This window comes from Gammaproteobacteria bacterium (assembly GCA_028819075.1).
In the GTDB taxonomy this organism is placed as follows: Bacteria; Gemmatimonadota; Gemmatimonadetes; order Longimicrobiales; family Gaopeijiaceae; genus BD2-11.
In genome coordinates this window covers 85622-111470 of sequence record JAPPMM010000059.1, presented here as the reverse complement: position 1 = coordinate 111470, position 25849 = coordinate 85622, and the positions used below count along the sequence as shown (strand labels likewise).

At 69.3% G+C, this 25849-nt stretch carries 23 protein-coding genes; 9 read left to right on the top strand and 14 right to left on the bottom strand.

Features of this window, described 5'->3' with window-relative positions; genetic code table 11:
• Nucleotides 1-20 precede the first annotated feature (20 nt).
• Nucleotides 21-860 (bottom strand): pyrroline-5-carboxylate reductase, encoded by an 840-nt coding sequence (proC, locus tag OXU32_16240; protein MDE0075506.1) that lies wholly within the window; start codon nt 858-860, stop codon nt 21-23.
• A 17-nt stretch (nt 861-877) separates the two neighbouring features.
• A complete protein-coding gene (gene pruA, locus OXU32_16235) occupies nt 878-2509 on the bottom strand; it encodes an L-glutamate gamma-semialdehyde dehydrogenase (protein ID MDE0075505.1) in 1632 nt (543 codons plus the stop codon).
• A 239-nt stretch (nt 2510-2748) separates the two neighbouring features.
• On the opposite strand from pruA, the gene OXU32_16230 reads away from it, so the two are divergent.
• The 6 genes from OXU32_16230 to OXU32_16205 all read left to right on the top strand — a co-directional run bounded on the left by OXU32_16230 (nt 2749) and on the right by OXU32_16205 (nt 9168).
• Nucleotides 2749-3855 carry a glycosyltransferase family 2 protein gene (locus tag OXU32_16230; protein ID MDE0075504.1) on the top strand — a complete coding sequence of 369 codons (1107 nt, stop codon included), beginning with the start codon at nt 2749-2751 and terminating at the stop codon, nt 3853-3855.
• Nucleotides 3856-3994: 139 nt separating this feature from the next.
• Nucleotides 3995-6478 carry a hypothetical protein gene (locus OXU32_16225; GenBank protein ID MDE0075503.1) on the top strand — a complete coding sequence of 828 codons (2484 nt, stop codon included), beginning with the start codon at nt 3995-3997 and terminating at the stop codon, nt 6476-6478.
• Nucleotides 6385-7410, top strand: a complete 1026-nt coding sequence (locus OXU32_16220; protein ID MDE0075502.1) for a lysylphosphatidylglycerol synthase domain-containing protein — start codon at nt 6385-6387, stop codon at nt 7408-7410. Before OXU32_16225 ends, OXU32_16220 begins: the two co-directional genes overlap by 94 nt.
• Before the next feature lie 97 nt (nt 7411-7507).
• Nucleotides 7508-7738 (top strand): NifU family protein, encoded by a 231-nt coding sequence (locus tag OXU32_16215; GenBank protein ID MDE0075501.1) that lies wholly within the window; start codon nt 7508-7510, stop codon nt 7736-7738.
• A 48-nt stretch (nt 7739-7786) separates the two neighbouring features.
• The gene (locus OXU32_16210; GenBank protein ID MDE0075500.1) at nt 7787-8944 is read left to right on the top strand and encodes an Mrp/NBP35 family ATP-binding protein; all 1158 of its coding nucleotides are present in this window, start codon (nt 7787-7789) and stop codon (nt 8942-8944) included.
• A 44-nt stretch (nt 8945-8988) separates the two neighbouring features.
• Nucleotides 8989-9168 carry a hypothetical protein gene (locus OXU32_16205; protein MDE0075499.1) on the top strand — a complete coding sequence of 60 codons (180 nt, stop codon included), beginning with the start codon at nt 8989-8991 and terminating at the stop codon, nt 9166-9168.
• A 24-nt stretch (nt 9169-9192) separates the two neighbouring features.
• Here OXU32_16205 and OXU32_16200 read toward each other — a convergent pair whose 3' ends face one another.
• From OXU32_16200 to OXU32_16180, 5 genes are all read right to left on the bottom strand, one after another.
• The gene (locus OXU32_16200; GenBank protein MDE0075498.1) at nt 9193-9423 is read right to left on the bottom strand and encodes a hypothetical protein; all 231 of its coding nucleotides are present in this window, start codon (nt 9421-9423) and stop codon (nt 9193-9195) included.
• 49 nt (nt 9424-9472) lie between these two features.
• On the bottom strand, nt 9473-10369 hold the full coding sequence (locus tag OXU32_16195) for a hypothetical protein (protein MDE0075497.1): 897 nt from the start codon (nt 10367-10369) through the stop codon (nt 9473-9475).
• Nucleotides 10362-11978, bottom strand: a complete 1617-nt coding sequence (locus tag OXU32_16190) for a hypothetical protein (protein MDE0075496.1) — start codon at nt 11976-11978, stop codon at nt 10362-10364. The genes OXU32_16195 and OXU32_16190 overlap by 8 nt, the downstream gene beginning before the upstream one ends.
• Nucleotides 11965-12909 carry a hypothetical protein gene (locus OXU32_16185; GenBank protein MDE0075495.1) on the bottom strand — a complete coding sequence of 315 codons (945 nt, stop codon included), beginning with the start codon at nt 12907-12909 and terminating at the stop codon, nt 11965-11967. Before OXU32_16185 ends, OXU32_16190 begins: the two co-directional genes overlap by 14 nt.
• 156 nt (nt 12910-13065) lie before the next feature.
• Nucleotides 13066-13650: a sigma-70 family RNA polymerase sigma factor gene (locus OXU32_16180; GenBank protein ID MDE0075494.1), complete on the bottom strand. Its 585-nt coding sequence runs from the start codon at nt 13648-13650 to the stop codon at nt 13066-13068.
• 44 nt (nt 13651-13694) lie between these two features.
• Here OXU32_16180 and OXU32_16175 point away from each other — a divergent pair, with 44 nt between their 5' ends.
• Entirely contained in the window at nt 13695-14423 is a 729-nt protein-coding gene (locus OXU32_16175; GenBank protein MDE0075493.1) for a ubiquinone/menaquinone biosynthesis methyltransferase, read from the top strand.
• Between the two features lie 32 nt (nt 14424-14455).
• On the opposite strand, the gene OXU32_16170 is transcribed toward OXU32_16175, so the two are convergent.
• The 7 genes from OXU32_16170 to OXU32_16140 form a co-directional block, all read right to left on the bottom strand.
• Nucleotides 14456-15949 carry a pitrilysin family protein gene (locus tag OXU32_16170; GenBank protein ID MDE0075492.1) on the bottom strand — a complete coding sequence of 498 codons (1494 nt, stop codon included), beginning with the start codon at nt 15947-15949 and terminating at the stop codon, nt 14456-14458.
• Nucleotides 15946-17469, bottom strand: a complete 1524-nt coding sequence (locus OXU32_16165) for a pitrilysin family protein (GenBank protein MDE0075491.1) — start codon at nt 17467-17469, stop codon at nt 15946-15948. The genes OXU32_16170 and OXU32_16165 overlap by 4 nt, the downstream gene beginning before the upstream one ends.
• Nucleotides 17466-18296 carry a bifunctional DNA-formamidopyrimidine glycosylase/DNA-(apurinic or apyrimidinic site) lyase gene (gene mutM, locus OXU32_16160; GenBank protein ID MDE0075490.1) on the bottom strand — a complete coding sequence of 277 codons (831 nt, stop codon included), beginning with the start codon at nt 18294-18296 and terminating at the stop codon, nt 17466-17468. The genes OXU32_16165 and mutM overlap by 4 nt, the downstream gene beginning before the upstream one ends.
• 42 nt (nt 18297-18338) lie before the next feature.
• The gene (locus tag OXU32_16155) at nt 18339-18647 is read right to left on the bottom strand and encodes a heavy metal-binding domain-containing protein (GenBank protein MDE0075489.1); all 309 of its coding nucleotides are present in this window, start codon (nt 18645-18647) and stop codon (nt 18339-18341) included.
• 73 nt (nt 18648-18720) lie between these two features.
• Nucleotides 18721-19998 carry a phosphoribosylamine--glycine ligase gene (gene purD / locus OXU32_16150; protein ID MDE0075488.1) on the bottom strand — a complete coding sequence of 426 codons (1278 nt, stop codon included), beginning with the start codon at nt 19996-19998 and terminating at the stop codon, nt 18721-18723.
• Nucleotides 19999-20014: 16 nt separating this feature from the next.
• Nucleotides 20015-21043, bottom strand: a complete 1029-nt coding sequence (locus OXU32_16145; protein ID MDE0075487.1) for a M48 family metallopeptidase — start codon at nt 21041-21043, stop codon at nt 20015-20017.
• 144 nt (nt 21044-21187) lie between these two features.
• Nucleotides 21188-22372 carry a PLP-dependent aspartate aminotransferase family protein gene (locus tag OXU32_16140; protein ID MDE0075486.1) on the bottom strand — a complete coding sequence of 395 codons (1185 nt, stop codon included), beginning with the start codon at nt 22370-22372 and terminating at the stop codon, nt 21188-21190.
• Between the two features lie 139 nt (nt 22373-22511).
• Here OXU32_16140 and glmM point away from each other — a divergent pair, with 139 nt between their 5' ends.
• The gene (gene glmM / locus OXU32_16135; protein MDE0075485.1) at nt 22512-23930 is read left to right on the top strand and encodes a phosphoglucosamine mutase; all 1419 of its coding nucleotides are present in this window, start codon (nt 22512-22514) and stop codon (nt 23928-23930) included.
• Between the two features lie 64 nt (nt 23931-23994).
• Nucleotides 23995-25833, top strand: coding sequence for a glutamine--fructose-6-phosphate transaminase (isomerizing) (glmS, locus tag OXU32_16130; GenBank protein MDE0075484.1), 1839 nt, complete (start codon nt 23995-23997; stop codon nt 25831-25833).
• Nucleotides 25834-25849 lie beyond the last annotated feature (16 nt).

The window sequence follows — 25849 nt, the reverse complement described above, 5'->3', positions numbered from 1 at the left end:
CGTCCGCCCGGCGTCCGCGGCTACGCCTGCGTGCTCATCTCGCCCAGGGCCACGCTGCGCTGGAACGCCGCGTGCACCGCCTTGGACATGATGGTGCGGAAACCGCCCTTCTCAAGCTGGTACAGCGCCTCGGCCGTGGTGCCTCCGGGTGAGGTCACGCGGTTGCGCAGCTCGGCTGGATGGACGGTCTGGTGCTCGGCGTAGATCGCCGCGCCGCGGATGGTCTGCACCACGAGTTCGCGCGCGTCCTTGCGCGAGAACCCGAGATGAACGGCCGCGTCGATCAGCGCCTCCATCATGAGAAACACGTAGGCCGGTCCGGTGCCGCTGATGGCCGTCGCGATGTCGAGGAACCGCTCGTCGTCGACGAACAGCTGTCGCCCCAGCGACCCGACGATGGTTCCTGCCTGCGCCCTCTGCTCCGGCGAGACCTCCGGGGTCGCCGTCCACACGGTCATGCCCTCCCCGACCTGGGCCGGCGTGTTGGGCATGGTGCGTACGATGGCGCGGTGCTTGAGCAGCGAGGCGATGGTGCCGATGGAGGCGCCGGCCACGATCGACAGCGTCAGCGCGTCCCGCCGGATCCCGCCCTGAAGCTCCGAGAGCACGCCGGGCAGGACCTGCGGCTTGACCGCCAGGACGACGACGTCCGCGTCCCGGGCCGCCTCGCGGTTGCACAGGGTGGTCCGGACCCCGAACTGGTCCCGCACCAGCGCGAGCCGGTCCTCGTTTCGGTCGCTCGCGATCATGTGGGCCCGATCGATGTCGTCGCCCCCCGCAAGGCCGCCGATCATTGCCGCGCCCATGGCTCCGGCACCGATAAAGGCCACGCTCGGCCCGTTCGACCGTGTTGTGTCCATGTCCGGCTCGAGCCCCGTCAGGACGCCATGAACGGATAGCGGTACCGGGTCGGAGGGGCGAAGGTCTCCTTGACGCTGCGGGGCGAGACCCAGCGCAGCAGGTTGAGCTTCGACCCGGCCTTGTCGTTGGTGCCGCTCGCCCGGCCGCCGCCGAAGGGCTGCTGGCCCACGACCGCCCCCGTGGGCTTGTCGTTCACATAGAAGTTGCCGGCCGCGAAGCGGAGCGCGTGGAGCGCGTCCTCCACGGCCCTGCGGTCGCGCGCGAACACCGCCCCCGTGAGCCCGTAGGGAGAGGTTCCGTCGACCTGCTCCAGGGTCTCGCTCCACATGCGGTCGGGGTAGACGAACACGCTCAGCACCGGACCGAAGATCTCCTCGCACATGGTTCGGTAGTCGGGCCGGTGCGCGCGGATCACGGTCGGGCGGATGAAGTATCCCCTGCTGTCGTCCGCCTCCCCGCCGGCCAGAATCTCGGCCTCGTTCGAGTTCCTCGCACCCTCGATGTACCCGGCGATCTTGTCGAAGGACTGCCGGTGGATCACGGCGCTCATGAAGTTCCCGAAGTCGGCGGGATCGCCCATGGTGATGCCCTCGGTCTCTTCCACGAGCTGGTCGCCGATCCGTTCCCAGAGACTCTCCGGGATGTAGGCGCGCGACAGGGCGCTGCACTTCTGGCCCTGGTACTCGAAGGCCCCGCGCAGCATCGCGGTCACGAGTGCCTCGGCGTCGGCGGACGGGTGCGCGATAAGGAAGTCCTTGCCCCCGGTTTCGCCGACGATGCGCGGGTACGAACGGTAGTGGGGCAGGTTGCCCGCCGCCCCCTGCCAGAGCGAGCGGAATACGTCCGTTGAGCCGGTGAAGTGGATGCCCCCGAAGTCCTCGCTCCCCATCACCACCCGCGTCACCATCCGGGGGTCGCCGGGCACGAAGTTGATCACCCCGGGGGGCAGTCCGGCCTCCTCGAAGACGCGCATCACGAAATAGTTGGAGTAGATGGCGCTGTGCGATGGCTTCCAGACCACGGAATTGCCCATGAGGGCCGGCGAAGCCGTCAGGTTCCCCCCGATCGCGGTGAAGTTGAACGGCGACACCGCGTAGACGAAGCCGTCCAGCGGCCGGTAGTCGGCCCAGTTCCAGATGCCGCCGGGTGAGTGCGGCTGTTCGGAATAGATCTGCTGGGCGAAGTGGGCGTTGAAGCGGAAGAAGTCGATGGTCTCGCAGGCGGCGTCGATCTCCGCCTGGTGGCAGGTCTTGCTCTGGCCGAGCATGGTGGCCGCGTTGATCGTCGACCGCCACCGGTCGGCGAGGAGGTCGGCCGCGGTCAGGAACACGGAGGCGCGCGCCTCCCAGGGCCAGGACGCCCAGTCACGGCGCGCCTCCATGGCCGCCTGCACGGCGGCCTCGACCTCGGCCGGGCCCGCCAGGTGGTAGCGCGCCACCACGTGGCCGTGGTCGTGCGGAAGGATGCAGGCGGCCAGCTCGCCGGTCCGCACCTCCTCGCCGCCGATGATCAGCGGAATCTCGATCTCCTGGCCCGACATCTCGGCCAGCTTGCTCTTGAGAGCCGCGCGCTCGGGGTCACCGGGCGCGTAGTCGAAGACGGGTTCGTTGACGGGCGGAGGGACGCGGACGGTTCCGGCCATGGACATGACAGCCTCGGGTACGGTAGGGAGAAATCTGGGCGGCGACGGGAAAACGGTGGTCGCCCGGCTCGGGTGCGGCTCTTCGAACAGCCCGGCAAAGGGCACGGGCAGCGACCGGCAGGGACAAATCTCGCGATTCGCCATCCCACCGCAAGGGCTGAGCCGGGGGCCCGCCGAGACCCCCGCGATCTCTCGCCCGCGGTGCCTCCCGCGCCCTGCCACGGCGCGGAACGAGGGTGCCGCGAGTGGCGTACCGTGTCCTGCGAGACCATCTTGACCGCGCTCGCCCAACGCGCGGCGCACGCGGCAACGCCACCCTCCGACCGGGGCAGAATCTGAAACCGGAGATCCAGCAGGCCAGAAGGGACTTCGCGGTCGTCATTCCCGCATTCAACGAGGCCCCCGTGGTCCCCGACCTGGTGCGCGAACTGCGGGACGCATTCCAGGAGTTCCATCTCGACGGTGAAGTCGTGCTCGTGGACGACGGGTCCACCGACGGCACGGCGGAGGTGGCCCGCCGCGAGGCGGCGGACTGGGACGGGTTTCGCGTCGTCCGCCATCGGCGCAACCGGGGCAAGACCGAAGCGATGGTCACCGGTGTCAACGCCACCGATCGTCGCTGCATCATCCTCTTCGACGCCGATCTGCAGCACTCCCCGCGCGACATCCCCCGCTTCCTGGAGAAGCTCGACGAAGGGTGGGACATCGTCTCCGGGCGGCGCATCGGCCACTACGACAAGGCGGCGGTGTCCGAGATCTACAACCGCATGTCGCGCCTGCTGTTCCGTGTGCCCGTCACCCACCTCAACTCAGCCATGAAGGGGTTTCGGCGGGAGATCCTGGACGGGCTCACGCTCAGGCACGACTGGCATCGTTTCTTCGTTGTGCTGGCGCACGGGCGCGGGGCCACGGTCACCGAAATCGACATCAAGCTCTACGACCGCAGGGCGGGCGAATCCAAGTACCAGGGGCTGTGGCGCGTGGTGATCGGCGTTACCGACCTGGCATCCGTCGCCTTTCTGGTGTTCTTTTCGCGCAAGCCGCTGCTGCTGTTCGGTGCTTCCGGACTGGCTCTGGCGGCACTGGGAGGACTGGTTGCGGCGGGCGCCCTCTACCTGCGTTACCTGCATCCGGCGCTGGGATTCGAGCCCTACGTGCCCCCGTTCGGCTACCGTCTGCTGATCCAGTTGGTGGTCTTGCTGGAGACGCTCGGGTTCCTTCTGGCAGGATTCGGCCTGGTCAGCGAGCAGATCGCCCACGTCCGGCACGAGATCGAGGCGCTGCGACGCCAGTTGGCTGGCGGGACACGCGATGATGCAGGGTCCGGGCCCGCGGCTACCGGGGACGGTTGAGCGGTGCGCGCGGGCTGAAGCGACGCGGAACCGTGGGACGAGATCGATGAGCGCGAAGCGACGAGGCAAGCGAAAGCAGGCGCGGAGGCCGCGCGCAGAGACAGCCTCGGCACGGAAGAGCGCTCCTTCGCGGGCGCAGATGGCCTCCGGCGGCGCTCCCGCCATCCCCAGGTGGCTTCCGTGGGCCCTCTTCCTCGGGCTGACGGTGGTCCTGTTCCGCGGGTTCATCTTCAGCAGCGCGATGCTCTACGGGAGCGACACCCTGGCCGGCGGCTACATGGCACGCGCAATCTACGCGGACGCCCTGGCCGAACTGGGCCGCATCCCGGGATGGCTGCCGCAGTTCCTCGGGGGCACTCCCTTGGTAGAAGCCCTCAGCGCGGGCGATTCCTTCTACCCGCCTTCTCTCCTGCTGCTCATCCTCGTGGAGCCCTATCGGGCGCTCGGATGGAAGCTCGTCGTGCACGTCGCGGCGGCGGGCTTCTTCATGTTCATGTGGGTGCGCGCGCTGGGGGTCTCCCGGGCCGCGGCGCTGGTCGCGGGAACCGGCTACATGCTCGCCCCGGTCTTCGTCGGGCTCGTGTTCGCGGGTCACGACGGCAAGATGTTCGTGACCGCGCTGACCTCGCTGCTGTTCTGGGCCACGGAGCGGCACTTCCTGGGCCCCGGCCTCAAGTCGTTCACCTGGCTGGCCCTGGTGATCGCGCTCGTGATCCTGACGCCGCACTTCCAGACGGCGTACTTCCTGTTCGGCGCCACCGGGCTGTTCGCCATGTTCCGCAGCGTTCAGATCCTGCGGGGGACGGGTGCGGAAGCTGTGGCCGGGACGGACGACAATCCACGGGATGCAGATGCCGCTGGGACCCGCCCCGGCTCGCGCTCGCGGGCGGCGTCACGCTTCGGTCTGTTTCTGGCGGCGTCGATCACCGGCGCGCTCATCACAGGCGGCCAACTCCTGCCGGCCCTCGACTACGTGACCGCCGACTCCCGGCGCACCGCGACCTCCGAGGCACTCGACGAGGATGCCGCCCTCGAGTGGTCCAGTTCCTGGTCGCTTCATCCGGAGGAGGCCTTCTCCCTCGTCATCCCCGAATTCGCGGGAGCCAACATCGGCGGTACGGGAAGCTGGGCCGACAACACCTACTGGGGCCGCAATCCGTTCAAGCACAACCACGAATACGCGGGCCTGGTACTGCTCTTGCTTGCCGCGATCTCGTTCGTGGGCGGACCCCTGCGCGGGCTGCGCTGGTTCTTCGGGGGGCTGGCCGGGACCGCCCTTCTGTTCGCTCTCGGCACCCATACGCCCGTCTGGCGCATAGCCTATGAAGTCCTGCCCGGCATCAGCCTCTTCCGGGCGCCCTCTCAGGCGGCCTACCTGGTCGCCTTCAGCGCGGCGACGCTGGCGGCGCTGGGGGTGGACCGCATCTTCGCCTGCGTGCGCGATCCCGAACTGGGACGGCGTGTCCAGCGGCTGGTTCTGGTCGCTGCCGGCACGTTGGGAGCAATCGCGCTGCTCGCCGCAGCGGGCGCGCTGACCTCTCTGTGGGCCTCCGTCCTCTATCCCGGAATCACCGAGGCCAGGCGTCAGGCGCTGGCGGCCGCGCTGCCCTGGATCGGGGCCGGTGCCTGGATCGCGGTCTTTCTGGCCGGGGCCGTGGCGGCGGCGGTGTGGGCGCTGCGAAGGGCGTACCTGGCGCCCGGCATCGTCCTGGGCGCGCTCGTCGCCCTGGTCGCGCTGGACGCCTACCGCATAGACCGCGTGTTCATCCAGACCATCGACTTCGAGCGCTGGTCTGCCCCGGATGCCAACATCCAGGCAGTGCTCGACCGGGAGGCCGGCAGCTCCGAACCCTACCGCATGCTGTCCTTTCGCAACGCGGGCCAGGACCTGATGCCCGCGCTACACGGCATCGAACTCGCCGGCGGACACCACCCCAACGACCTGGCCCGCTACCGCAATCTCATCGGCATGGTGGGCTCGGGACAGCCGATGAACCTCTACGGAAACGAGAACATCCGCAGGCTGCTCAACGTGCGCTATCTGCTCTGGCCCGATCTGCAGATGGGGAGTTCGCCGCAGGGGAATGTCTTCAGCCGGACGCAACTGCCCGACGGCCGCATCTACGAGACCGTTTTCGTGGAGGCCGGCCTTCCGCGCGCGCGGCTCGTGGGAAGCGCCGTCGTCAGGTCCGACGACGAGGCGATGGCGTACATGCTCTCTCCCGCGTTCGACCCCGCAGGGGAGGTGGTGCTGGCGGAGCCACCGCCCGTCGACCTGCCGGGCACGCCTGTCGCGGGCGAGATCGACTGGCTGGAGCGCGGCCCCGACCGCTTGAGGCTCGCCGTGCGCTCCTCCGCTCCGGCGCTGCTCGCCATAGCAGACAACTGGTACCCCGCGTGGCATGCCCGCGTGAACGGCCGCGACGCCCCCGTGCTGCGCGCCTACCACACCCTGCGCGCCGTTCCCGTGCCGGCGGGGGAATCCGAGGTCGAGCTGTGGTACCGGTCCGACGTGGTGCTGCGCAGCTTCTGGCTGGGCTTCATCATCCTGACCGGGCTGCTCGCGGCCAACGCGGTCCGCATCTGGTCGGCCCGCCGCGCGACGCGGAGTGCGAAACCCTGAAGAAGTGGCTTTCGCTGGCGGCGCGCGTCGCCCTCACGGTCATTGTCACCTGGTTCATCCTCGATCGGGTGGGGCTGTCGGTGGCCGAACTAAGGGAGTGGCAGGATGTGCTCGCCCGTCCGCGGCTGCTTCCGCTCGTCGGCGCGACGTTGCTCCTGCTCGCCGCCTACGGCCTGAGTGGCCTGATCTGGGGCGGAGTGGTGACCGGGCTGGGCGGGCCGCGGCTTTCTGCGGGCGACGCCGTGAGCATCTTCATGATCGCCAACATGGGCCGGTACGTGCCGGGAAAGGTCTGGTCGGTCGCCGGGATGGCCGCGCTGGCGAAGGGGAAGGGGGTTCCTGTGGCAGTCTCGGCCACCTCCGCGGTGATCGTGCAGGGCACAGGGCTGCTGGCCGCCGGCGCAATCGGGCTCGGCGCATTCGTCGGAGGACCCGTGCCGCTGCCGCGCTGGGGACTCGCCGGCGCCGGGGTGGCGGCCGGCCTGCTCGTGCTCGTGCTTGCCGTTCCCTCCCTGTTCCGCGCGGCGGTTGCGCTGTGGTTTCGCATCGTCCGCACCGCCGCTCCCGCGAACCTCACCGCCGCTCTGGTGCTGCGCTGGCTGTTGCAGGTCGCGCTGGCCTGGGTGGCCATGGGCGCATCCTTCTGGATCCTGGCCGCGAGTCTGGGCATGGAACTGTCGCCCGTGCACGCCGGCTCGGCTTTCGCGGCGGCGTACGTGGCGGGCTACCTGATGCTCTTCGCGCCGGCGGGAGTCGGCGTTCGCGAAGGATTCCTGGTCGCCATCCTCGCCCCTGCACTCGGGAGCGGACCGGCCACCGTGCTCGCGATCGCCGCCCGGCTATGGATGACCGCGGCTGAGGTGATCCCCGCCGCCATCCTGTGGGGGCTCCATCAGCGGTCGCTGTCGCGGGCCGAGCCGAAGCGAGGTTGACCACGCCCTCGCGCGCTGCCTAAACTTCGGGCGATTTCGGAGTCCGCCCGCGCTCGGGATCGAGAGCGCGGACGGGTGGGCGAGGAGAACGAGAATCATGCTGGCGACGGAGAAGATCGAGGAGGTCCTCGAGACCGTGAGACCCGCGATCCGGCAGGATGGGGGCGACGTCGAGCTGATCGACTACGACGAGGCGGAAGGGGTGGTCATGCTTCGCCTCATGGGCGCGTGCGAGACCTGTCCGATCTCCATGCTCACTCTGAGAGAAGGCATCGAACGGCGCCTGAAGGACCGGGTTCCGGGGGTTACCAGGGTAGCCGCCGTCTGATTCCACGGCCACTTCACCATCCCACCTGCACTTCGGCCTGGGCGGGGTATGTCGCAGCAAAATCTCATCGAAGCGGTAACGAACGCCCTGTCCGCGGTACGGCACCCGGCCAGCGGGCGTGACATCGTCTCCAGCGGACGCGTTCAGCAGCTCGAAGTCGACGAAGAAGGGCAGGTGCGTTTCGCCTTCCAGCTCAAGCCGGACGACCCTGGATCGCTGGTGAAGTCCGCCCGCACCGCCGCCGGGGGCGTGCGCGGCGTCTCGGGGGTGCGGGTCAACGTCCAGCTCCCCAAGAGCGCGCCGCCGCGGCCCGCAGCCCCGGCAGGTTCCTCGCCGCCCGCGGGCGCGCCTTCGCCGCCTCCCGCGCCTGCGGGGCGCTCGCCCCTCGTTCCCGGCTCGGTACCCGCGCCGACCCCCCGGCCGGGCATCCTCGCCGACACCCGCTACGTGGTGGCGGTGAGCTCGGGCAAGGGAGGCGTGGGCAAGTCGATGGTCACCACCAACCTCGCCGCCGCGCTCGCGCGTCGCCGCCTGCGGGTCGGACTTCTGGACGCCGACATCTACGGCCCGAACATCCCTGTCATGTTCGGGGAGCGCCGCCGGCCGAGCGTGTCCGGCGGCAAGGGCAAGGAGATGATCGAGCCGCTCCAGGCCCATGGCGTCAAGCTGATGAGCCTCGGATTCCTGCTCGCCGACGAACAGCCGGCGATCATGCGCGGCCCGCTGATCGCGGGCGTCCTGAAGCAGTTCCTGGAGCAGGTGCGCTGGGGCACCCTGGATGTCATGCTTGTCGACATGCCCCCGGGCACCGGCGATGCCCAGCTGTCGCTGGTGCAGAGCGTCAACCTCGACGGGGCCGTCATGGTCACCACCCCGCAGGGTGTGTCCACCACCGACGTCCGGCGCGGCATCAAGATGTTCGAGCGCGTCAACACGCGGATCATCGGCGTAATAGAGAACATGAGCGGGATGGCCTGTCCGCACTGCGGCGAACCGGTGGACGTGTTCGGCACGGGCGGAGGGGAGGCTCTGGCAAGGGAGCAGGGCGTACCCTTCCTGGGCGCCGTGCCGCTGGACCCCGCGGTTCGGCGGTCGGGCGACGACGGGCTGCCCACCGTGGTGGGCCGGCCGGAGTCGCCGGTTGCGCAGGCCCTGAACCGAATCTGCGACCAGGTGGTGGTGGCGTTGCGCGAGGGGACCGGTTGAGGTGGTCCCCGCTTCCCCGCGTCGGCCCGGATCGAATCCGGCGGATGCCCGCGCATGTGATGGTGCGCGACTACCCCGAATCGCTTGCGCCGCTGCTGGCCCGCGACATCGATCTCGACCTGGTGGGGACGTCGCCGGTAGGAGCGTTCGCCACCCCTGACCTGATCGCCGAGATCGAAGAGGCCATCGCCTGGCGACCGCCACCGCGGCCGCCGCCCGCCTGACCGACCCTCCCGCAGCCTGCCTGGCTATCCCTCCAGCCACTTGCGGTCGGCTTCACTCAGCTCCTTGCGCTTGCGGGGCGCGATCAGGCGGAGCACCACATACCCCAGGAGTGCGATCGGCGCGACCTTGAAAAGCAGGAAGCTGGCCAGGCCGAAGCCGATGGAGAACACCGTGCCCGCCACCGCAAGCAGCACTCCCACGACCAGTAGCGTAACCAGGCCAACGGCGAACAGGGTCAGCAGGGCGCTGATCATATCGAGCCTCTCCCCGGGCCCAATGCCCGAATCCTGATGACGAAACCCATCATGGCGTCCACACCACGTCGATCGCCCCGATGTGCGCGTCGATTTCCATCGTAAGCCGTGTCTCCGCACCATCCCAGTCCGCGGAGTAGTAACTGTCGCCTCGCCTGAACATCTCCTGGGCATCCACGGATGTCAGAAGCGCATCCACTACCAGCTGCACGCCGAGGCCCCGCGGAAAGCGAAGCTCAACCGCGCCCAGGTCGAGGTCGAGATCGACATCGGCGTCGCGCTGCCATTCCCCGTTGAAGTCCAGGGTCACCTTGCCTGCCTTCGCCTCCAGCCGGATGCGCTCGGCGTTCAGGTTGCCGAGTCCGGTGGCGACCAGGTTGGCCGCGCCCGCCTCGAAGGAGGCGAGTTCCAACTCCACGGCGTTGGGCATCGACACCTCGATGCGCGTATCGGATGCCCCCGTCTCGACATTCAACTCCCGGATCGCGAGCCCTCCCAGATCCAGGTCCGCCCGCGCCGCCCCGAACTCCAGGTCCAGCAACAGGGGAACTTCCGGCGACAGTTCCAGATCCAGTCGCCCCGATCCGTCGCGCGAGCCCATGCGGATACCCCTGCCGACGCGATCCATGCCGATCTCGAGGACTCCGTCCTCGTAGTGCGTCTGCGGCTCCATGAGATCGCGATCGTATCGAAGCTCCATCCGGTACAGGGTGCCGGGCTCTCCCGGACGCAGGTCGAGGACGCCCGCTCCATATTCCACCTGGACCTCGATCTCGCGCTCGCCACTCAGCTGGCGCGATGCGGTCACGGTGCTCCAGTCCTGGGCCGCAAGTCCGGTCGCCGTGCAGGCCAGCCCTCCGATGGCCGCGCAAGTCAGTCGTGCCAGCCCGGTGCCCCGCCGTTCTCGATGTGCGCGCTGATTCATCCACGGATTGCTGCTACTCACCAGTGCCTCCGTCGTCGGGGTGTCCGGGTTTCTCGTGCGAGCGTCGCCGGGAACGCCTCCGGGTCCACGCCCGCGTCGCCCGAATCCCCCCGCCGTACGTCGCCGCCATCCTGCCCGGGTCGGAAGTGCGGCCCGCCCCGGTGAGCAGCACGGCGCCGAAGCCGAGCATCAGCGCGATCATCGCGGTAGCCACCGCGACGAGGGTGAACAGCCCGCTCAGGAAGGCACCGAGCGTCGGCCCGCCCATTTCCGTGACGTGGGAAAGGGCCGACGGAAGGACGAGCGCTGCCAGGCCGACGGCCAGCACGTGCAGCCGGTTGGAGGGCCGGAAGCGGTCCAGGGCCGGAATGCCCTTGCGCGCCACCCACTCGCCGACAACGCTCGCCACGGCCAGGTATCCCAGCCCGCCGGCCAGGAGTGCGGCCAGGGGGAAGAGCGGCAGCCAGGCGACCAGCAGAGGGATGCCGATGATCGACACCAGGAGAGCGAGACCGCCCAGCACCCACAGCGGCAGAAGGAGAAAGCCGCCTGCCAGACCGACCAGCGCGGCCCGTCCGGGAGCGGCTCTCACCACTTCGGCCACGTTCTGCAGCCGGTCTCCGGCGAAGTGGACGACCGCAGTCCCCACGGCCAGGATGACCACGAGCCAGAACACGTCCCCGAAGAGACCGCTCAGACCGGATGTGACGTAGCGGAAAGGCAGCCGGGTGCGTGCTTCACCCTGACGGGAGGGCGGGCCGCGCTCATCGTCCCCCGAAGCCGCCGCATCCGGCACCATCCCCGCTCCCGCGACGTCGCCGGCGTCCACGGTGAGGATGGTGCCCTCCACCGTCCCCCCGTCGCGCTCCAGCTGTCCGTCGATCACGCGCACCTCGCCCCCGATGTACGCGTCACCCTCGATACGCAACGTCCCCTCGACCACGACCACGTCGCCGGGGACCTCCCCGGAAATGGTGGCGTCGCCCTCCACCACAAGCAGGGCCCCCTCGATATCGGTGCCGGCGTCAACGGTCACGTCCTCGCCCAGATGAAGCGACAGCTCCGTCAGATCGACGTCCTGGAGCGCCTCTTCCAGCACCCGGCCCCGTTGCAGAAGGAGCCGGAGCAACGGGGGAACCAGGGCCGGTGCCATGCCTCCCACCTCGGCGCTCCCCGAAATCCGCGGCATCAGGTCGCCTTCCGGCGGCGTACCGGTGAGCGCCTCCTGCAGCGCCCGGTCGACCCGCTCGGCGGCGGCTCGCGCGTCACCACTCAACTGTCCGCCGGGCTCCCACGCGAGCAGGGCTTCGGCGAGTGGTCCGTCATCCAGCGGAACGACTTCGGAGAGCAGGGACCGCCATGAGGCAGCGAGCTCCCCGCCCGCCTGGTAGCTGTCTACCTCCTCGCCGTCGACGCGGATTTCGCCGTTCTGAAAGGAGATCTCGAGGGCCGGGCCGGAATCGAACTCGAGTGACAGGGTTGCATCCGCGTCCGACACGGTCACGCGGTTCGATACCACCTGCCGCTCCTGAGCGCCGGCGGGCTGCGCCGCACCCGCCGCCGAGAGCGCGAGCACCGCGCCGAACAGCGGATTCAGGCCGGCGGGGCGGGAGGGGTCAGTTGTAAACATGGCGAAGCGCGAAACGGGGGAAGCCGATGTTGCGGTGAAGAACCCAGATGGAACTGAACATCAGGGTGGTGAAGCCCGCCGCGGCGGCGACCGCGGTAGTGGGCGACGCGATCAGGTATTCTGCGAGCGAATAGGCCCGGAAGGCCGCCCCGCTCTGCATGACCGCCGCCAGCAGCGAGCTCCCGAACGCCGACAGGGCGTCGCGAGCCTGCCACCACAGATAGGTAACGAGGCCGCCGGTGGTAAGCTGCGGGACGGTTGAGAGGAAGGCCGCCACTGCGGCGAATGCGGCAACCGGCATGCTGGTCAGCGTTCCCGCGAGCACCCATCCACGCGGCGAACGAGGCAGGAGTCGCCACCTTCGCGCAGCCTGGCCGCGCCCCGTGGCTTCTTCGGCCACCTCCCGCCAGCGCGCCATCACCCGCTCGGCGAAGCCCGTGGCAGGCGCGAAGGGGGGCAGGGCTTCCAGTGTGGCGATCAGGCGCCGCCAGCCCGCCAGCCTGCTCTCACAGTCCCCGCACGTCGCCACATGCGCCTTCGCCAGGGTGGCGCGTTTCCGGGGCAGCCCACCGTCCGCGAGCGCCTGCAGCCGCCTCCCGGAGAGATGAGCGTCCGCGGCCCGTCCGGTCAGCCGGCGGCGCAGCCGGACCCACCACCATGCCCGGGAGGAACTCGAGGCCTCGCCGGGGAGATCGATCCCGGACAGGACCCGCTCGGCGAACCGGCCGGGAGGGGCGAAGCGCCGCAGTCGGCCGAGTTCGCCGAAGACCTCCCGCCAGGCATCCACCCGGGCCTGACACGCGGGACAGTCCGCCAGATGCCTGCGGGCGGACGCGGTCTCCGCGTCGGCACGTCCTTCGGCGGCGTCGAGCAGTCCCTGGATCGCGTCATCGTCCAGATGCCTGCCGTAGCTGGATCGGTCCGAATTCATCTGCGGCCTGTCCCTGCCTCCGCCTGTCGTGGCGTTGCCATCCTCGCGGGATCTCCGGGATCCGGGGTCATCTGAGTCCAAGTGTCCATGCCGTCCATCGGTTCTCCCGGCGTACGGCACGAACCCGCGGGAAGTTTCGCGTCCATGCGCATCGAATCATGCCTCCGCGAGCCGAAGCTTGAGCTCGGCCCTGGCCCGATGAAGGTAGGTCTTTACCGTCCCCAGCGGGATATCCATGATGCGCGCGATCTCGTCGTAGGTGTGTCCCTCGATGTGGCGGAGCAACACCACCACCCGATACTCCTCCCGCAGCTCCCCGATCGCGGCCTCGATCTGGCCGCCGAGCTCGCGGTTCTGAACGTACTCCTCGGGGCTCTCTCCGGGCGACCGCACCACCAGGCTGGTGCGCGCCTGGGCCTCCGCGGTGACCGCGTCCGGCGCGCCGTGCATGGAAACGGTGGGCACGCGCCGCTTGCGCAGATGATCGATGGTCAGGTTGTTTGCGATCTTGAAGATCCAACTTGAGAACTTGTATTGCGGATTGTAGGTATCGATCGCGTTGAAGGTGCGGATGAAGGCTTCCTGCGCCAGGTCTTCGGCGAGGGTGCGGTTCCTCACCATCCTGTAGATGAGGGAGAAGACGGGACGTTCATATCTGGAGAGCAGCTCGCGATAGGCGCTCTCCCGACCCTCGGCGGCGAGGGTGACGAGTTCCGCGTCTTCGACGCTCTGGTAGTTCAAGGACATCCGCCGGATGAGGTTCGCGCCGTCCCATACGAGAATCGATGATGAACGTTTCCGGTGGTCAGCCGTCCTCGGGTGAGGATCGCGCGCGCCAGGTGCACGAGATCTTCTCGCGCATCGCGCCACGCTACGACCTGCTCAACCGGGTGCTCAGCCTGAGCGTCGACCGCTGGTGGCGTCGCCGGGCCGTGCGCGCGCTCGACTATTCCCGTCATGACTCGGCCCGATACCTGGATGCCTGTGCGGGCACGTGCGACCTGGCCATCGAACTGGCGACCCGCCCCGACTTCCGGGGCAGGGTGGTGGCGCTGGACTTCGCGGAACCCATGCTGCGCCGCGGCGGGACGAAAAGCGTTCGTCTGCCCGTGCATCCGCTGTGCGGGGACGCGCAACGTCTGCCCTTTGCCGACGAGTCCTTCGACGGCGCCATGGTGGCCTTCGGGGTGCGCAACCTCTCCCACCTCGACCTGGGGTTGGCGGAACTGCGACGGGTGCTTCGCGACGGGAGCCCGCTGGTCGTTCTCGAATTCACCACTCCTCCGAACCCGATCGTCCGGGCCGCATATCTCTGGTACTTCCGGCACATTCTTCCGGCGGTCGGCCGGATCGTGTCGGGGCACCGCTGGGCGTACAGCTATCTGCCGGCCTCGGTCGGTGAATTCCCGGGCCCGCAAGTCCTGGGCCAGCGACTGCTGGACGCGGGATTCGGCACGGTGCGGTGGCAGCTGCTGACCTTCGGGATCGCGGCGATCCACGTCGGCGTGAGGTAGCTCGGAGGGCGGCGGACCCGGATGGCCCCGCTTCACCCGGGGGACGGTCCGACCGGCCGAACCGAATCGGTAACTCCCTCCACTTCCCAGGTCGTCACTTCCCCGAGCGTCTCGACGGGCAGGTCGAACCGGGACGGATCGCCGAGAATGAGGATGACCATCCGGCCAGGGTCCAGATGCCTGCGGAGGACGTTGCGCACGTCGGCTGCGGAGACTCGCTGCACGCCCGCCACATACCTTTCCAGCCAGTCTTCCGGCAGCTCCTGGGCGTCGTGCAGCACGCGCCGGGAGACGACCTGCATCGCTCCCTGGAAGTTGAAGGAGAAACCGTTGCTGGCCGCTTCCACGGCGGCTTCCACTTCGCCGCGCGCGGGAGGCGAGCTGCGCATCTCCTCCATCACCTCGAGGATTGCGCGCGTCGCGGCGATCGTCGACTCGCTCTTCGTTCGCGTGAGCGCGCCCACGATGCCGTCGTTGTCGTCGGGGGTGGTCCAGAAGGAGCCCGCGCTGTAGGACAGGCCGAGTTCGGTGCGCACCCGGTTCAGGATCCGGCTCGAGAAGCCCCCGGATCCGAGGATGGAGTTGGCGATGCGGGAAGCGAAGTAGTCGCGCGAGTCCTCCTGGCGGATGGAGCTTCGGTGCGCCATGACGATGGTTGTCTGGTCCAGTTCCCGCGGGATCAGGTAGACCCCCGGTTCGTCCAGGATGTCGGGCACCGGCGGTTCGGGCAGCTCCTCCTCGCAGGCCGGCCATCCGGAGAGGAATTCGAGCAGGTGGACTTGGATTTCCTCCCATTCTAGGTTGCCCGACACCCCCAGCGCCAGGTTGTCCCGACACAGGATGCGACCATGGGCGGTGAGGAGGTTTTCTCGCGAGAGATCCTCCGGTTCGAGATCGCCGGGTGCCATCTCCCAGCCGATGGGGTGGTCGCCGAACATGAGGCGGTTGAACTCGGAGAAGGCCAGACGACCCGGGTCGTCCGGGCGGCGCAGGGCGCTTTCCAGTTCCTGGCCGCGCCACACCTCGACCTGCACCGAATCGAAGCGGGGATTGAGGAGCATGTCCTTCCACAGGCGCAGGCCGGGTTCGAGATTGCCGGTGAGCGAGTTGAGGGTCGCGGAGGTGCTCCCGCCCGAGGACCCGAACGCGAGCTGCAGCGCGTGCTGGTCGACCTGTTCGTCGACGGAGTCGGGGTGCAGCTCGATCGTTCCCCCGAAGCGCAGCAGCGAGGGAAGCGCGGTGGTGGCGGCGTACAGTTCGCGGCCGAGGAGTCCGAAACCGCCCGCAAAGCGCGCGTAGACGTTCACCAGGGGCAGGGAGTGGTCTTCCAGGAAGAAGACGGTCACGCCCTCGATCTCGTGCTGCGAGGGGGTGGGCGGCGTGAACGACAGCGGGGCGAATCGGAGCGCCTCGATGGCCTCCCGGTCGGCGGGCGGCCGCTGCGCATTCGCTCCGTCCGGCGCCGCAGCCGCTGCCGCGAGCAGGGTGGCGATGACCGCCTGGCGCCCCGGCCCCAATCCGGTCACGGGTCGGTTTCCCCGGTGCTCTTCACGAGGGTGGCGACGGTTCGGTTGTCGCGCGTGAAGTAGGTTCGCACCACGCGCTGCACGTCGGCGGGCTGGACGTCGTAGAGCAGCGCGGTCCGTTCGAACGTGGTCCGCCAGTCTCCGTACCGGATGACCGAGCTGGCGAGCTGGAGCGCGAGTCCCAGGTTGGACTGCAGGCGCCGCACGCCGGATGCCACCAGCTGGTTGCGCACGCGCTGCAGTTCCCTCTGTTCGGGCGGTTCCAGCGCCAGACGCTCGAGTTCTTCGTAGAGGGCGGCTTCGATCTGCGCGGGGGTGCTCGGCGCGCGCGGGGTTACGTGCACGACGAACTGTCCGGGGAAGCGTGATCCGGGGATGGTGGACGCGGTGACCGAGACGGCCAGACGGTCCTGCGTGATCAGGCGGCGGTAGAGGCGGGCGGTGCGCCGTCCCGACAGCACGGACGCCAGCATGGTGAGCGCCGGACTGTCCGGGTGATGACCGCTCACCGTATGCCAACCCACCCGCAGCTGCGGCTCGGCGTCCATCACCAGTTCCACCCGGCGCTCGCCCCGCTGCGGAGGCTCGACGGCGAGCACGGGAGGAGGGGGATCGCCGGGACGGATGTCGCCGAGGTAGTCGCGCGCCCAGGCCGTGATCGAATCCGGCGCCACGTCGCCCACGATGGCGACCACGGCATTGCGGGCGCCGTAGTAGCGGCGGTGGTATTCCTCCACGTCGTGGCGCGACAGCCGCTCCAGGTCCGACATGTACCCGACCACCGGGACCCCGTACGGATGCATCAGGAACGCCGTCCCCAGGTGGACCTCGTAGAGCAGGCCCCCCGGGTTGGTATCCACGCGGGTGCGGCGCTCCTCCATGACCACGTCGCGCTCGGTGTAGAATTCCCGGAAGACAGGGTTGTGCGCCCGGTCGCTCTCGAGCAGGAACCACATCTTGGCCCGGTTGGCCGGGAGTTCCACGAAATAGGTGGTAGCCTCGGAGGAGGTGGTCGCGTTGAGGTTGCGGGCTCCGTTTCTCGTGAGGATGCGGCTGAACTCGTTGGAGACCACCGGGGCCTGCGCCTGACCCTCGTAGGTGGCGACGCGCTCCCGGAGCGTCCTGAGGCGGGCGGTGTCGGGGGCGGTGGCGGACGACTCGAACAGCAGGGAGTCGTGGGCGGCGTCCATGCGCGCGAAGAGATCGAGTTCGGCTTCCACGTCGCGGGTGCCCACCGTGGTTGTGCCCTTGAAGAGCATGTGCTCGAGCAGGTGGGCCGTGCCGGTCGACCCGAGGGTCTCGTTGACGCCCCCGACCGCGTACTCGACGACGAACGCCACGGTCGGCGCCGATGGCCTTGGGAGGACGATGAGCCGCAGCCCGTTGTCGAGCGTCAACTCGTGCACGGGCAGGTCGGGAACCACGATGCCGTCCTGGCCCGAGGCTAGCTCGGGAGGCGCACCGAGCGATACGAGGACCGCGGTCGCGAGAATCCCGGCAGCTCGCTCGGTGCTGGTCATTGAGGTGGCGGCTGGCAGTGGGGGCAGTGGAACGCCGATCGGTTGCCGATCACCGTCCTCAGGACAACCCTTGGACACTTCACGCAGGGCTGACCTTCTCGACCGTATATCACCAGACGGGGACCGAACGATCCTTCCAGCCCGGCAGGGTCGCGGTAGTCCCGCAGGGTCGTGCCGCAGGCGGCGATGGCGGCCCGCAGTACTCTTCGTATGGCTCGGTGCAGCGGCGCGACCTTCGCCGCCGGAATCGCCCGCGCCGGCAGGGCCGGATGGATGCCGGCGAGAAACAGCGCCTCGTTGGCATAGATGTTCCCGATTCCGGCCACGCGCCGCTGATCGAGCAGCCACGATCGGATCGGTGAGCGGGAGCGGGCGAGTTCGGCCGCCAGGCGCCGGGCCGTGAAGGAACGGCCCAGCGGTTCAACCCCCAGCGTGCGCGACCAGCGCCGCCAGGAGCGGCCGGAAAAGCGCCGCAACCGCCCGAATCGGCGCACGTCGCTGTAGACGGCCGCGTCGCCGCCGGCCAGATCGAAGGTGACGCCGGTGTGGATGGGGAGCGGGGTGGGGTCGCCGCGCGGATGAAACAGAAGGCGGCCGGTCATCCCCAGGTTGATGACCAGAACCGTGTCCGGGAAGCAGAACCAGACCACGTTCTTGCCCCGTCTGCCCACCTGGTCGATCTCGGCGCCGGCCATCCCGCGGGCGAAGGCGCCAGCCGGCTCCGACAGCAGATCGGGGCGGCGCACCCGCACGCCGGAGATCATCCGGCCGGTGAGATGCGGCGTGAGGCCGCGCGCGATCGTCTCCGCTTCAGGAAGCTCCGGCAGGCTGACTCCGGCGGCTGGAGGTGGGGGACGGGGCGGTGACGCTCAGGTTTCCACGGCGGTGCCCGCGGCGGTCACCATGAGCATGTTGTTGATCACCTCGTAGTCAAGATCGACGGACACGACTGCGTTGGCGCCCCGGTCGGCGGCGCGCTCGGCCATCTCGCGGAGGGCATGCGCGCGGGCATCGCTCAGCGCGCGCTCGTATGCGTTGGAGCGCCCGCCCACGACATCGCGGACGGCCGCGAACAGATCCTTGAAGATGTTGGCGCCGATGATCGCCTCGCCGGTGACGATGCCGAGGTAGTCGCGCACCGGGCGTCCTTCCAGCGTTGGCGTGGTTGTAATGATCATGGTTTCCCTTGTTGACCTGGATTGTTGGAGTTGGACCGCCGGGTGTCGTCCGGCTCCGGGATCGGAGGAGAAGTCAGCTTCGCGCCATCTCGCGCCATCCGATGTCGGACCGGAAGTACCTGCCTTCAAAACGGATCTCGCGCGCGGCGCGCCGAGAACGCTCGGCGGCCTCCGCCAGCGTGCGGCCGAGCCCGGTCGCGGCGAGCACGCGGCCTCCCGCGGTCAGCACCGCACCTTCGTGGCGCCGGGTGCCCGCGTGGAAGAGAAGCACGTCGGGGTCGTCCGCGAGAGACTCCGGGATCTCCATGGCCGCGCCCGTCCGGTAGGACCCGGGATATCCTTCGGCCGCCAGCACCGTCGTGACCGCGGCTCCCCCGGCGGTGCCGGCACGGTGTCCCGGGAGACCGCTCCCGTCGGCAATCGCCATCATCGGGTCCAGCAGCGACCCCTCCAGCAGAGGAAGTACGACCTGGGTTTCGGGGTCCCCGAAGCGGCAGTTGAACTCGACCACTCTGGGACCCTCGTCGGTAAGCATCAGGCCGGCGTAGAGGAGCCCGCGGAACGGACAGCCCGCCTCGGCGAGGGCCTGCAGCACGGGATCGAGGACTTCGTCGCCGACCCGCGCGATCAGGTTGTCGGTGGCCAGCGAGACCGGCGCGTACGCCCCCATGCCGCCGGTGTTGGGTCCGGTGTCGCCCTCTCCGACCCGCTTGTGATCCTGCGAAGCCACCAGCGGGATCGCCCGCTCCCCGTCGGCGAGGGCGAAGACGCTGAGTTCCTCGCCGGTCATGCGCTCCTCGATCACGACCTCGCGTCCGGCATCGCCCATGCTTCCCTCCACCAGCATCTGCCGGATGGCGACGCAGGCCTCGTCCGGATCGTCGCACACGATCGCGCCCTTTCCCGCCGCCAGGCCGGAGGCCTTCACCACGCACGGCCCGCCTGCCTCCGCCACATGCGCTTCGGCCCGCGCCGCGTCGGTGAAGACGCGGTAGTCGGCCGTGGGCACGCCCGCGGCGCTCATGAGGTCCTTCGCGAAGGCCTTGCTCGATTCGATGCGCGCCGCCGCCCGCCAGGGCCCGAAGGCGGGCACGCCCGCGGCCTCCAGGCGGTCCGCGAGGCCGAGCGCGAGCGGGACTTCCGGGCCGATCACCACCAGGTCCATCCGGTGCGACTCCGCCCAGGAAGTCAGCGCCCGCACGTCCGTCGGGGAGATGTCGACCGCCCGCGCCATCCCCGCCATCCCGGCGTTGGGGCGCGTCGCGAAGAAACCGGCGGCGGGCGCGTCCCGACGGAGCTTCCAGAGCAGGGCGTGCTCCCGCCCGCCGTTGCCGACGATCAGAATGCGCATGCCAGTGATCCCGGGGCTATCTGCGGATGTTGTCCCGTATCGAGTCGCCCATCCTGCGGGCCGCTCCGCGCATGGATCCGATGAAGCTGCGGGCCTCCTCCGCGTAGGCGTCGGCCGCCGAGGAAATGTCGTCGCGGTAGGACGGGTCGGGGTCGTCGCGGCGAGGGTACTCTCCCGCCACGATACGGTCGTACTCGCCGCTCTCGATCCAGCTCCGTATCTCGGAAAGCCGCAGGACCCAGAACGGATGGGTGACGCCGAGCAGGTTGAGCACCTTGAAGACGTGGTCGGCCACATCTCCGCCCTCGCGGTAGTCCTCGGCCTGACGCACGAACTCGCCGAGATCGAGGTCCGAAGAGGTGCCGCCGCCCGCCATCTTCATCATGGCGGTCATGGCTACATCCGCGTCCTGGATGGAGACCAGTCCGGCGCGGTCCGAGGAGAGCTCGCTCTTGCGGGACCACTCCAGCAGCCCCATGAGCACGGCCCGTGCGGCGAGTCCGACGATCGGGAACCCGAGGCTGGCAAGCTGGATCAACAGCACCATCATTGTGCGGTAGAGCACGTGGCCGCTCATGATGTGGCCCACTTCATGGCCCAGTATGAACGACAGCTCGTCATCGTTCAGGATCAGGACCGTCCCCGAGTTGAGGATGATGAAGGGCTGGTCCATGCCGTAGGCGCCGGCATTGGCGATGGGCGTCTGGGAGACGTAGAGGGGGTACTCCTCGGTGTCCAGCGTCTCCACGATATCGCGATAACGCTCGTAGATGTGCCCGTACTGGCGCTCGCTCACCCGCAGGGCGTTCGCCTGGAACGCGAGCCGGATGGGCTTCTCGCCGAAGAAGCCGAAGAGGGTTTTCAGGACTTCGTCGAAGACGGGGAGCTTGCGCAGCGCCGCCAGCGCCGCGCGATCCGCGGGATGTTCCCACGAGCGCGACGAGATGCTGGTGAGGATGCGGCGCGCGTTTGCGTGGGGCGCGCCCCCGTTTCCATTGGCGTTCTCGGCCGCGCCGCCTGCACGGTCTGCGTCAGAACCGTCCATGGTGATTCTCCTTTGGCGGACGCCTGCCGGCGTCCTCGTATTCGTGTTGACCGCGCCGGGCTACCCCCCGCCGTGGTCGGTTCTCGTACGCCCTGCCCTGAACCGAGGTTTCGGCACGTATTCCGCCGTATTTCCGGAAGGCCATCACCCGCCAGGTCCGCGCCCAAGGGCCCGGCCGAGATCTTCGAGCAGGTCTTGCGGGTCCTCGATTCCCACCGACAGCCGCACCACGCGGCCGCTTACCCCCATCTCCTCCCTGCGCTCGCGCGGTACCGACGCGTGAGTCATGAGCGCGGGCACCGAGATGAGCGACTCCACACCTCCCAGGCTTTCCGCAAGTGCAAAAATGCGCGTGCCCTCCACCAGCCGCCGCACCGCGTCTTCGGTCGGCAGGGTGACGGACACCATGCCGCTGAACCCGGTCATCTGGCGCGCGGCCAGTTCGTGCTGCGGATGGGAGGAAAGGCCCGGATAGTGCACCTCTTCAACGGTCGGATGAGCCTCCAGGAAGCGCGCCACCGCCAGCCCGTTGGCGTTGTGTTCGCGCATGCGCACATGGAGGGTCTTTGTGCCGCGCAGACAGAGCCAGCAGTCCATGGGGCCGGGCACCGCGCCGGTCGACTTGCGCAGGAAGCGCAGCCGTTCGTCCAGGTCGGGGTCGCGCACCGTGAGAACGCCGCCGATGATGTCGCTGTGGCCGTTGAGGTACTTGGTGGTCGAGTGCATCACGATGTCCGCGCCCGTCTCGTGCGGGCGCTGGTTGACGGGCGTCGCGAAGGTGTTGTCGACACACAGGAGAACCCCGGCGTCGCGGGTCGCGTCGGCGGCCGCGCGCAGGTCGCACAGGCGCATCATGGGGTTGGTGGGGGTCTCGAGCAGGACCAGCCGCGTGTTCGGCCGGAGCGCGTCGCGGATCCGCTGCGGATCGCGCGAGTCCACGAAGGAGAAGGAGAGGCCGGCCCGGTTCAGCACCTGCGTGGCCAGCCGCGTCGTCCCGCCGTAGGTGTTCTCCTCGCAGACCACGTGGTCGCCGGCCGACAGCAGGCGGGCCACACAGTCGATGGCGGCCATCCCGCTCGCGAAGGCGATGCCGTGGGACCCCCCTTCCAGAGCCGCGACGTTGCGTTCGAGGGCTTCGCGGGTAGGGTTCTGGACACGGGCGTACTCCCAGGGCCATCCCTGGTCCAGTCCCGGCTGTACATAGGTCGAGGTCTGGAAGATCGGGGGCATTATGGAGCCGGTGAGCGGCTCGGGCGCCTGTCCCCCGTGAATCGCGAGCGTCGCGAGCCGAGGTTCGGGCGATTGCGTCCCTGCAAAGGGTTGGGTCATGGATCCCGAATGCGTCCGAAGGGGTTCTGGACAGCGGTCACAGGCCCGAATGTAGCAGTCCGTGCATGAATCCGCCCGAGCACCGGGAGCGGCGAGGCGCCGGGCGAGTCCCGCCGCCCACCGGGGAGGTTCGCCAGCCATGCCAATCGTTCTTCCGCCCGATCTCATGGTGAGCGTCTCGGGTTTCCGGGGCCGGGCGGGAGATCCGCTCACGCCCGAACTGGTCACGGCGCTTGCCGCGGCGTACGGCGCATTCCTGCGCACCGAGGGCGGCGAGCGTTCCGTGATGCTGGGACGCGACTCGCGGACTTCCGGGCCCATGCTCGCGGCGGCCGCCGGAGCCGGACTGGCGTCGGTGGGGTGCGACGTGGTCGACATCGGCATCGTCCCCACCCCGACGCTCATGATGGCGGTTCGCGACGCCGGGGCGGCAGGCGGGATCGCGGTCACGGCAAGCCACAACCGGGCGGAGTGGAACGCCCTCAAGTTCGCTACCGCCGAGGGAGTGTTCTTGGACGCACCCGGGATGGCCCGATTTCGCGAGCTGCTCGCGGAGGAGATTCCGCGCGCGCCGTGGGATCGGGTCGGTGAGGTGACGCGGGACGAGGGGGCGGCGGAGCGGCATCTGCAGGCGGTGCTGGACCTGCCCTTCGTGGAGGTTGCCGCGTTGCGCGCACGGGGTTTCTCCGTGGCGCTCGACTGCGTTCACGGGGCGGGGGGTGCGGTCATGCCGGAGCTGCTGGAGCGGCTGGGGTGCCGGGTGCACGGCATCGGGTTGGAGATGGACGGGCGCTTTCCGCGCGATCCCGAGCCCACGGCGGAGAACCTGGGGGCTCTGGGCGCGCTCGTGCGGGACACCGGCGCCGACCTGGGGATGGCGGTGGACCCCGACGTTGACCGCCTGTCCCTGGTGGACGAGACCGGTGCCCCCGTGGGCGAGGACTTCACCCTGGCTCTGGCGGCCGCGGCCGTGACCCGTCGGCGTCCGGGCCTCGTGGTGACCAACCTCTCCACCAGCCAGGTGGTCGAGGATGCCGCGGCCGCGGCCGGGGCGAAGACACTGCGCGCGCCCGTGGGCGAGATCAACGTTGTGCGCCGCATGCTGGCGGAGGGAGCCGTGGTGGGCGGGGAAGGGAACGGCGGCGTGGTCGTGCCCGCGCTGCACCACACGCGGGATGCGCTGGTCGGCGCCGCGCTCGTGCTTCAGCATCTGCGCGACGAACGGCTCTCGCTGGCCGCCGCCATCGCCCGCTATCCGGCCTACCGCATCGTGAAGCACAAGGTCGCCTTTCCCAGGGAGGCGCTGGAGGCCGCGTACGCCCGCCTGCGGCAACGCTGGCCCGGCGCCGACCGGGACCGCACCGACGGGCTGCGGCTCACCTGGCCGGACCGCCGCGAGTGGCTGCACGTGCGGCCCTCCGGAACGGAGCCGGTGGTGCGGCTGATCGCGGAAGCGCGGGCGGGGCCGCGGGCGAGGGCGCTCGTGGAGGAGGCGCGCGGCGAGCTTTCCCGGCTGGCGCGTTCCCACCGGGATGCGCGCGCGGTAGCTTCCCGGTGACACCCGCGGGGAGGCTGGCTGGCGGCCGCAGGGGCTTCCGAACGACACCATCATCGACAAGGAAATGTGTGGCATAGTGGGATACGTGGGTCCCGGTGACGCGACCCCCGTGCTGCTCGAAGGCCTCCGCCGCCTCGAGTACCGCGGATACGACTCGGCCGGTCTCGCAGTGATCAACGGTGACGCCCGGCTGAGCGTGGTGAAGCGGGCTGGCAAGCTGGGGCAGGTGGAAGCGGCCATCGGCCGCGACACGCTGGGGGGGAGCTGCGGCATCGCCCATACGCGCTGGGCCACCCACGGGGCCCCGACCGAGCGCAACGCCCATCCTCATGTCAGTCAGGACGGTGGCGTGGCGCTCGTCCACAACGGCATCATCGAAAACGCAGGCCTGCTCAGGCGACGGCTAGAGGCGCGAGGGTACCGCTTCCGGAGCGATACCGACACCGAAGTCGTGGTGCACCTGGTCGACTTCTTCCTCAGAGAGGGATCTCCGCTGGAGGAAGCCCTGGCGCTTGCGCTGGAACGGGTCGAGGGCACCTACGGCATCGCGGCGATCTCCGCGCACGAGCCGGACAAGCTGGTCGCGGCGCGCCAGGGGAGCCCGCTCCTGCTCGGCGTGGGAGCTTCGGGCCAGTACCTGGTGGGCTCCGACGCGGCCGCCGTGGTGGCCCAGACGCGCGACGTCGTCTACCTCGCGGACGGGGACTACGCAAAGCTCGAGCGCACCGGCTACCGGATCTACCATATGGGACGGGGGACGGTGCGCCGCTCCGTGCATCAGGTGACGTGGGACCTGTCCGCCATCGAGCGCGGCGGCTTCGAGCACTTCATGCTGAAGGAGATCTTCGAGCAGCCGCGCAGTCTGCGCGACGTGCTTCGGGGGCGGCTGCTGGAGGCCGACGGAATGGCTCGCCTGGGCGGGATCGAGCGGCACCGGGAGGAGTTGCTCTCGCTGGATCGCGTGGTGATGACGGCGTGCGGAACCAGTTGGCACGCCGCGCTGATCGGCGAGTACATGCTCGAGGATCTCGCGCGCATACCCGTCGAAGTCGAGTACGCGTCGGAGTTCCGCTACAAGAACCCGGTTCTGGACGAGCGCACCCTGGTGGTCGCGATCAGCCAGTCCGGAGAGACCGCCGACACGCTGGCCGCGTTGCGCGAGGCTCGCCGCAGGGGAGCCCGCACCATGGGCATCGTCAACGTGGTGGGCTCGTCCATCGCGCGCGAGACCGCCTTCGGCTGCCACCTGCACGCCGGACCCGAGGTGGGGGTGGCGTCCACCAAGGCCTTCACCAGCCAGCTCATGGTGCTTGCGCTGTTTGCCCTGTGGATGGGACGGCACCGGCAGATCTCGCTGCTGGGCGGGCGCCGCGTCGTCCAGGCCATGCAGGCCCTTCCGGGACAGGTGGAGGAGGTCCTGAAGTTGAACGATTCCATTCTGGAGCTGGCGCGCACCTACAAGGACGCGCCCAACTTCCTCTATCTGGGCCGCGGCTACCAGTTTCCGGTGGCGCTGGAGGGGGCGCTCAAGCTCAAGGAAGTGAGCTACATCCACGCCGAAGGCTATCCCGCGGCCGAGATGAAGCATGGGCCGATCGCGCTGATCGACGAGGCCATGCCGGTCGTGATCTTGGCTCCGAGCGACCCCGTCTACCCGAAGGTCGTCTCCAACATCGAGGAAGTAAAGGCGAGGAGCGCGCGCGTGATCGCCGTCGTCAGCGAGGGCAACTCGGAGCTCGAGGACAAGGTGGATCACGTCATCCGGGTGCCGGACACGCTGCCCTTCCTGCGCCCCGTGCTCACGACGGTGCCGCTTCAACTGCTCGCCTACCACATCGCCGTCCTGCGGGGCTGCGACGTGGACCAGCCCCGCAACCTGGCCAAGTCGGTCACGGTCGAGTGATGGTCCGGGCACGGGG

Excerpts from the sequence above, each read along its gene's own strand:
- pruA (MDE0075505.1), bottom strand. The coding sequence starts at position 2,509 with ATGTCCATGGCCGGAACCGTCCGCGTCCCTCCGCCCGTCAACGAACCC.
- OXU32_16190 (MDE0075496.1), bottom strand. The coding sequence starts at position 11,978 with ATGTTTACAACTGACCCCTCCCGCCCCGCCGGCCTGAATCCGCTGTTC.
- OXU32_16205 (MDE0075499.1), top strand. The coding sequence starts at position 8,989 with ATGCCCGCGCATGTGATGGTGCGCGACTACCCCGAATCGCTTGCGCCG.
- purD (MDE0075488.1), bottom strand. The coding sequence starts at position 19,998 with ATGCGCATTCTGATCGTCGGCAACGGCGGGCGGGAGCACGCCCTGCTC.
- glmS (MDE0075484.1), top strand. The coding sequence starts at position 23,995 with ATGTGTGGCATAGTGGGATACGTGGGTCCCGGTGACGCGACCCCCGTG.
- glmM (MDE0075485.1), top strand. The coding sequence starts at position 22,512 with ATGCCAATCGTTCTTCCGCCCGATCTCATGGTGAGCGTCTCGGGTTTC.
- OXU32_16200 (MDE0075498.1), bottom strand. The coding sequence starts at position 9,423 with ATGATCAGCGCCCTGCTGACCCTGTTCGCCGTTGGCCTGGTTACGCTA.
- proC (MDE0075506.1), bottom strand. The coding sequence starts at position 860 with ATGGACACAACACGGTCGAACGGGCCGAGCGTGGCCTTTATCGGTGCC.
- OXU32_16155 (MDE0075489.1), bottom strand. The coding sequence starts at position 18,647 with ATGATCATTACAACCACGCCAACGCTGGAAGGACGCCCGGTGCGCGAC.
- OXU32_16145 (MDE0075487.1), bottom strand. The coding sequence starts at position 21,043 with ATGGACGGTTCTGACGCAGACCGTGCAGGCGGCGCGGCCGAGAACGCC.
- OXU32_16175 (MDE0075493.1), top strand. The coding sequence starts at position 13,695 with ATGATGAACGTTTCCGGTGGTCAGCCGTCCTCGGGTGAGGATCGCGCG.
- OXU32_16215 (MDE0075501.1), top strand. The coding sequence starts at position 7,508 with ATGCTGGCGACGGAGAAGATCGAGGAGGTCCTCGAGACCGTGAGACCC.
- OXU32_16225 (MDE0075503.1), top strand. The coding sequence starts at position 3,995 with ATGGCCTCCGGCGGCGCTCCCGCCATCCCCAGGTGGCTTCCGTGGGCC.
- OXU32_16140 (MDE0075486.1), bottom strand. The coding sequence starts at position 22,372 with ATGACCCAACCCTTTGCAGGGACGCAATCGCCCGAACCTCGGCTCGCG.
- OXU32_16185 (MDE0075495.1), bottom strand. The coding sequence starts at position 12,909 with ATGAATTCGGACCGATCCAGCTACGGCAGGCATCTGGACGATGACGCG.
- OXU32_16210 (MDE0075500.1), top strand. The coding sequence starts at position 7,787 with ATGTCGCAGCAAAATCTCATCGAAGCGGTAACGAACGCCCTGTCCGCG.
- OXU32_16165 (MDE0075491.1), bottom strand. The coding sequence starts at position 17,469 with ATGACCAGCACCGAGCGAGCTGCCGGGATTCTCGCGACCGCGGTCCTC.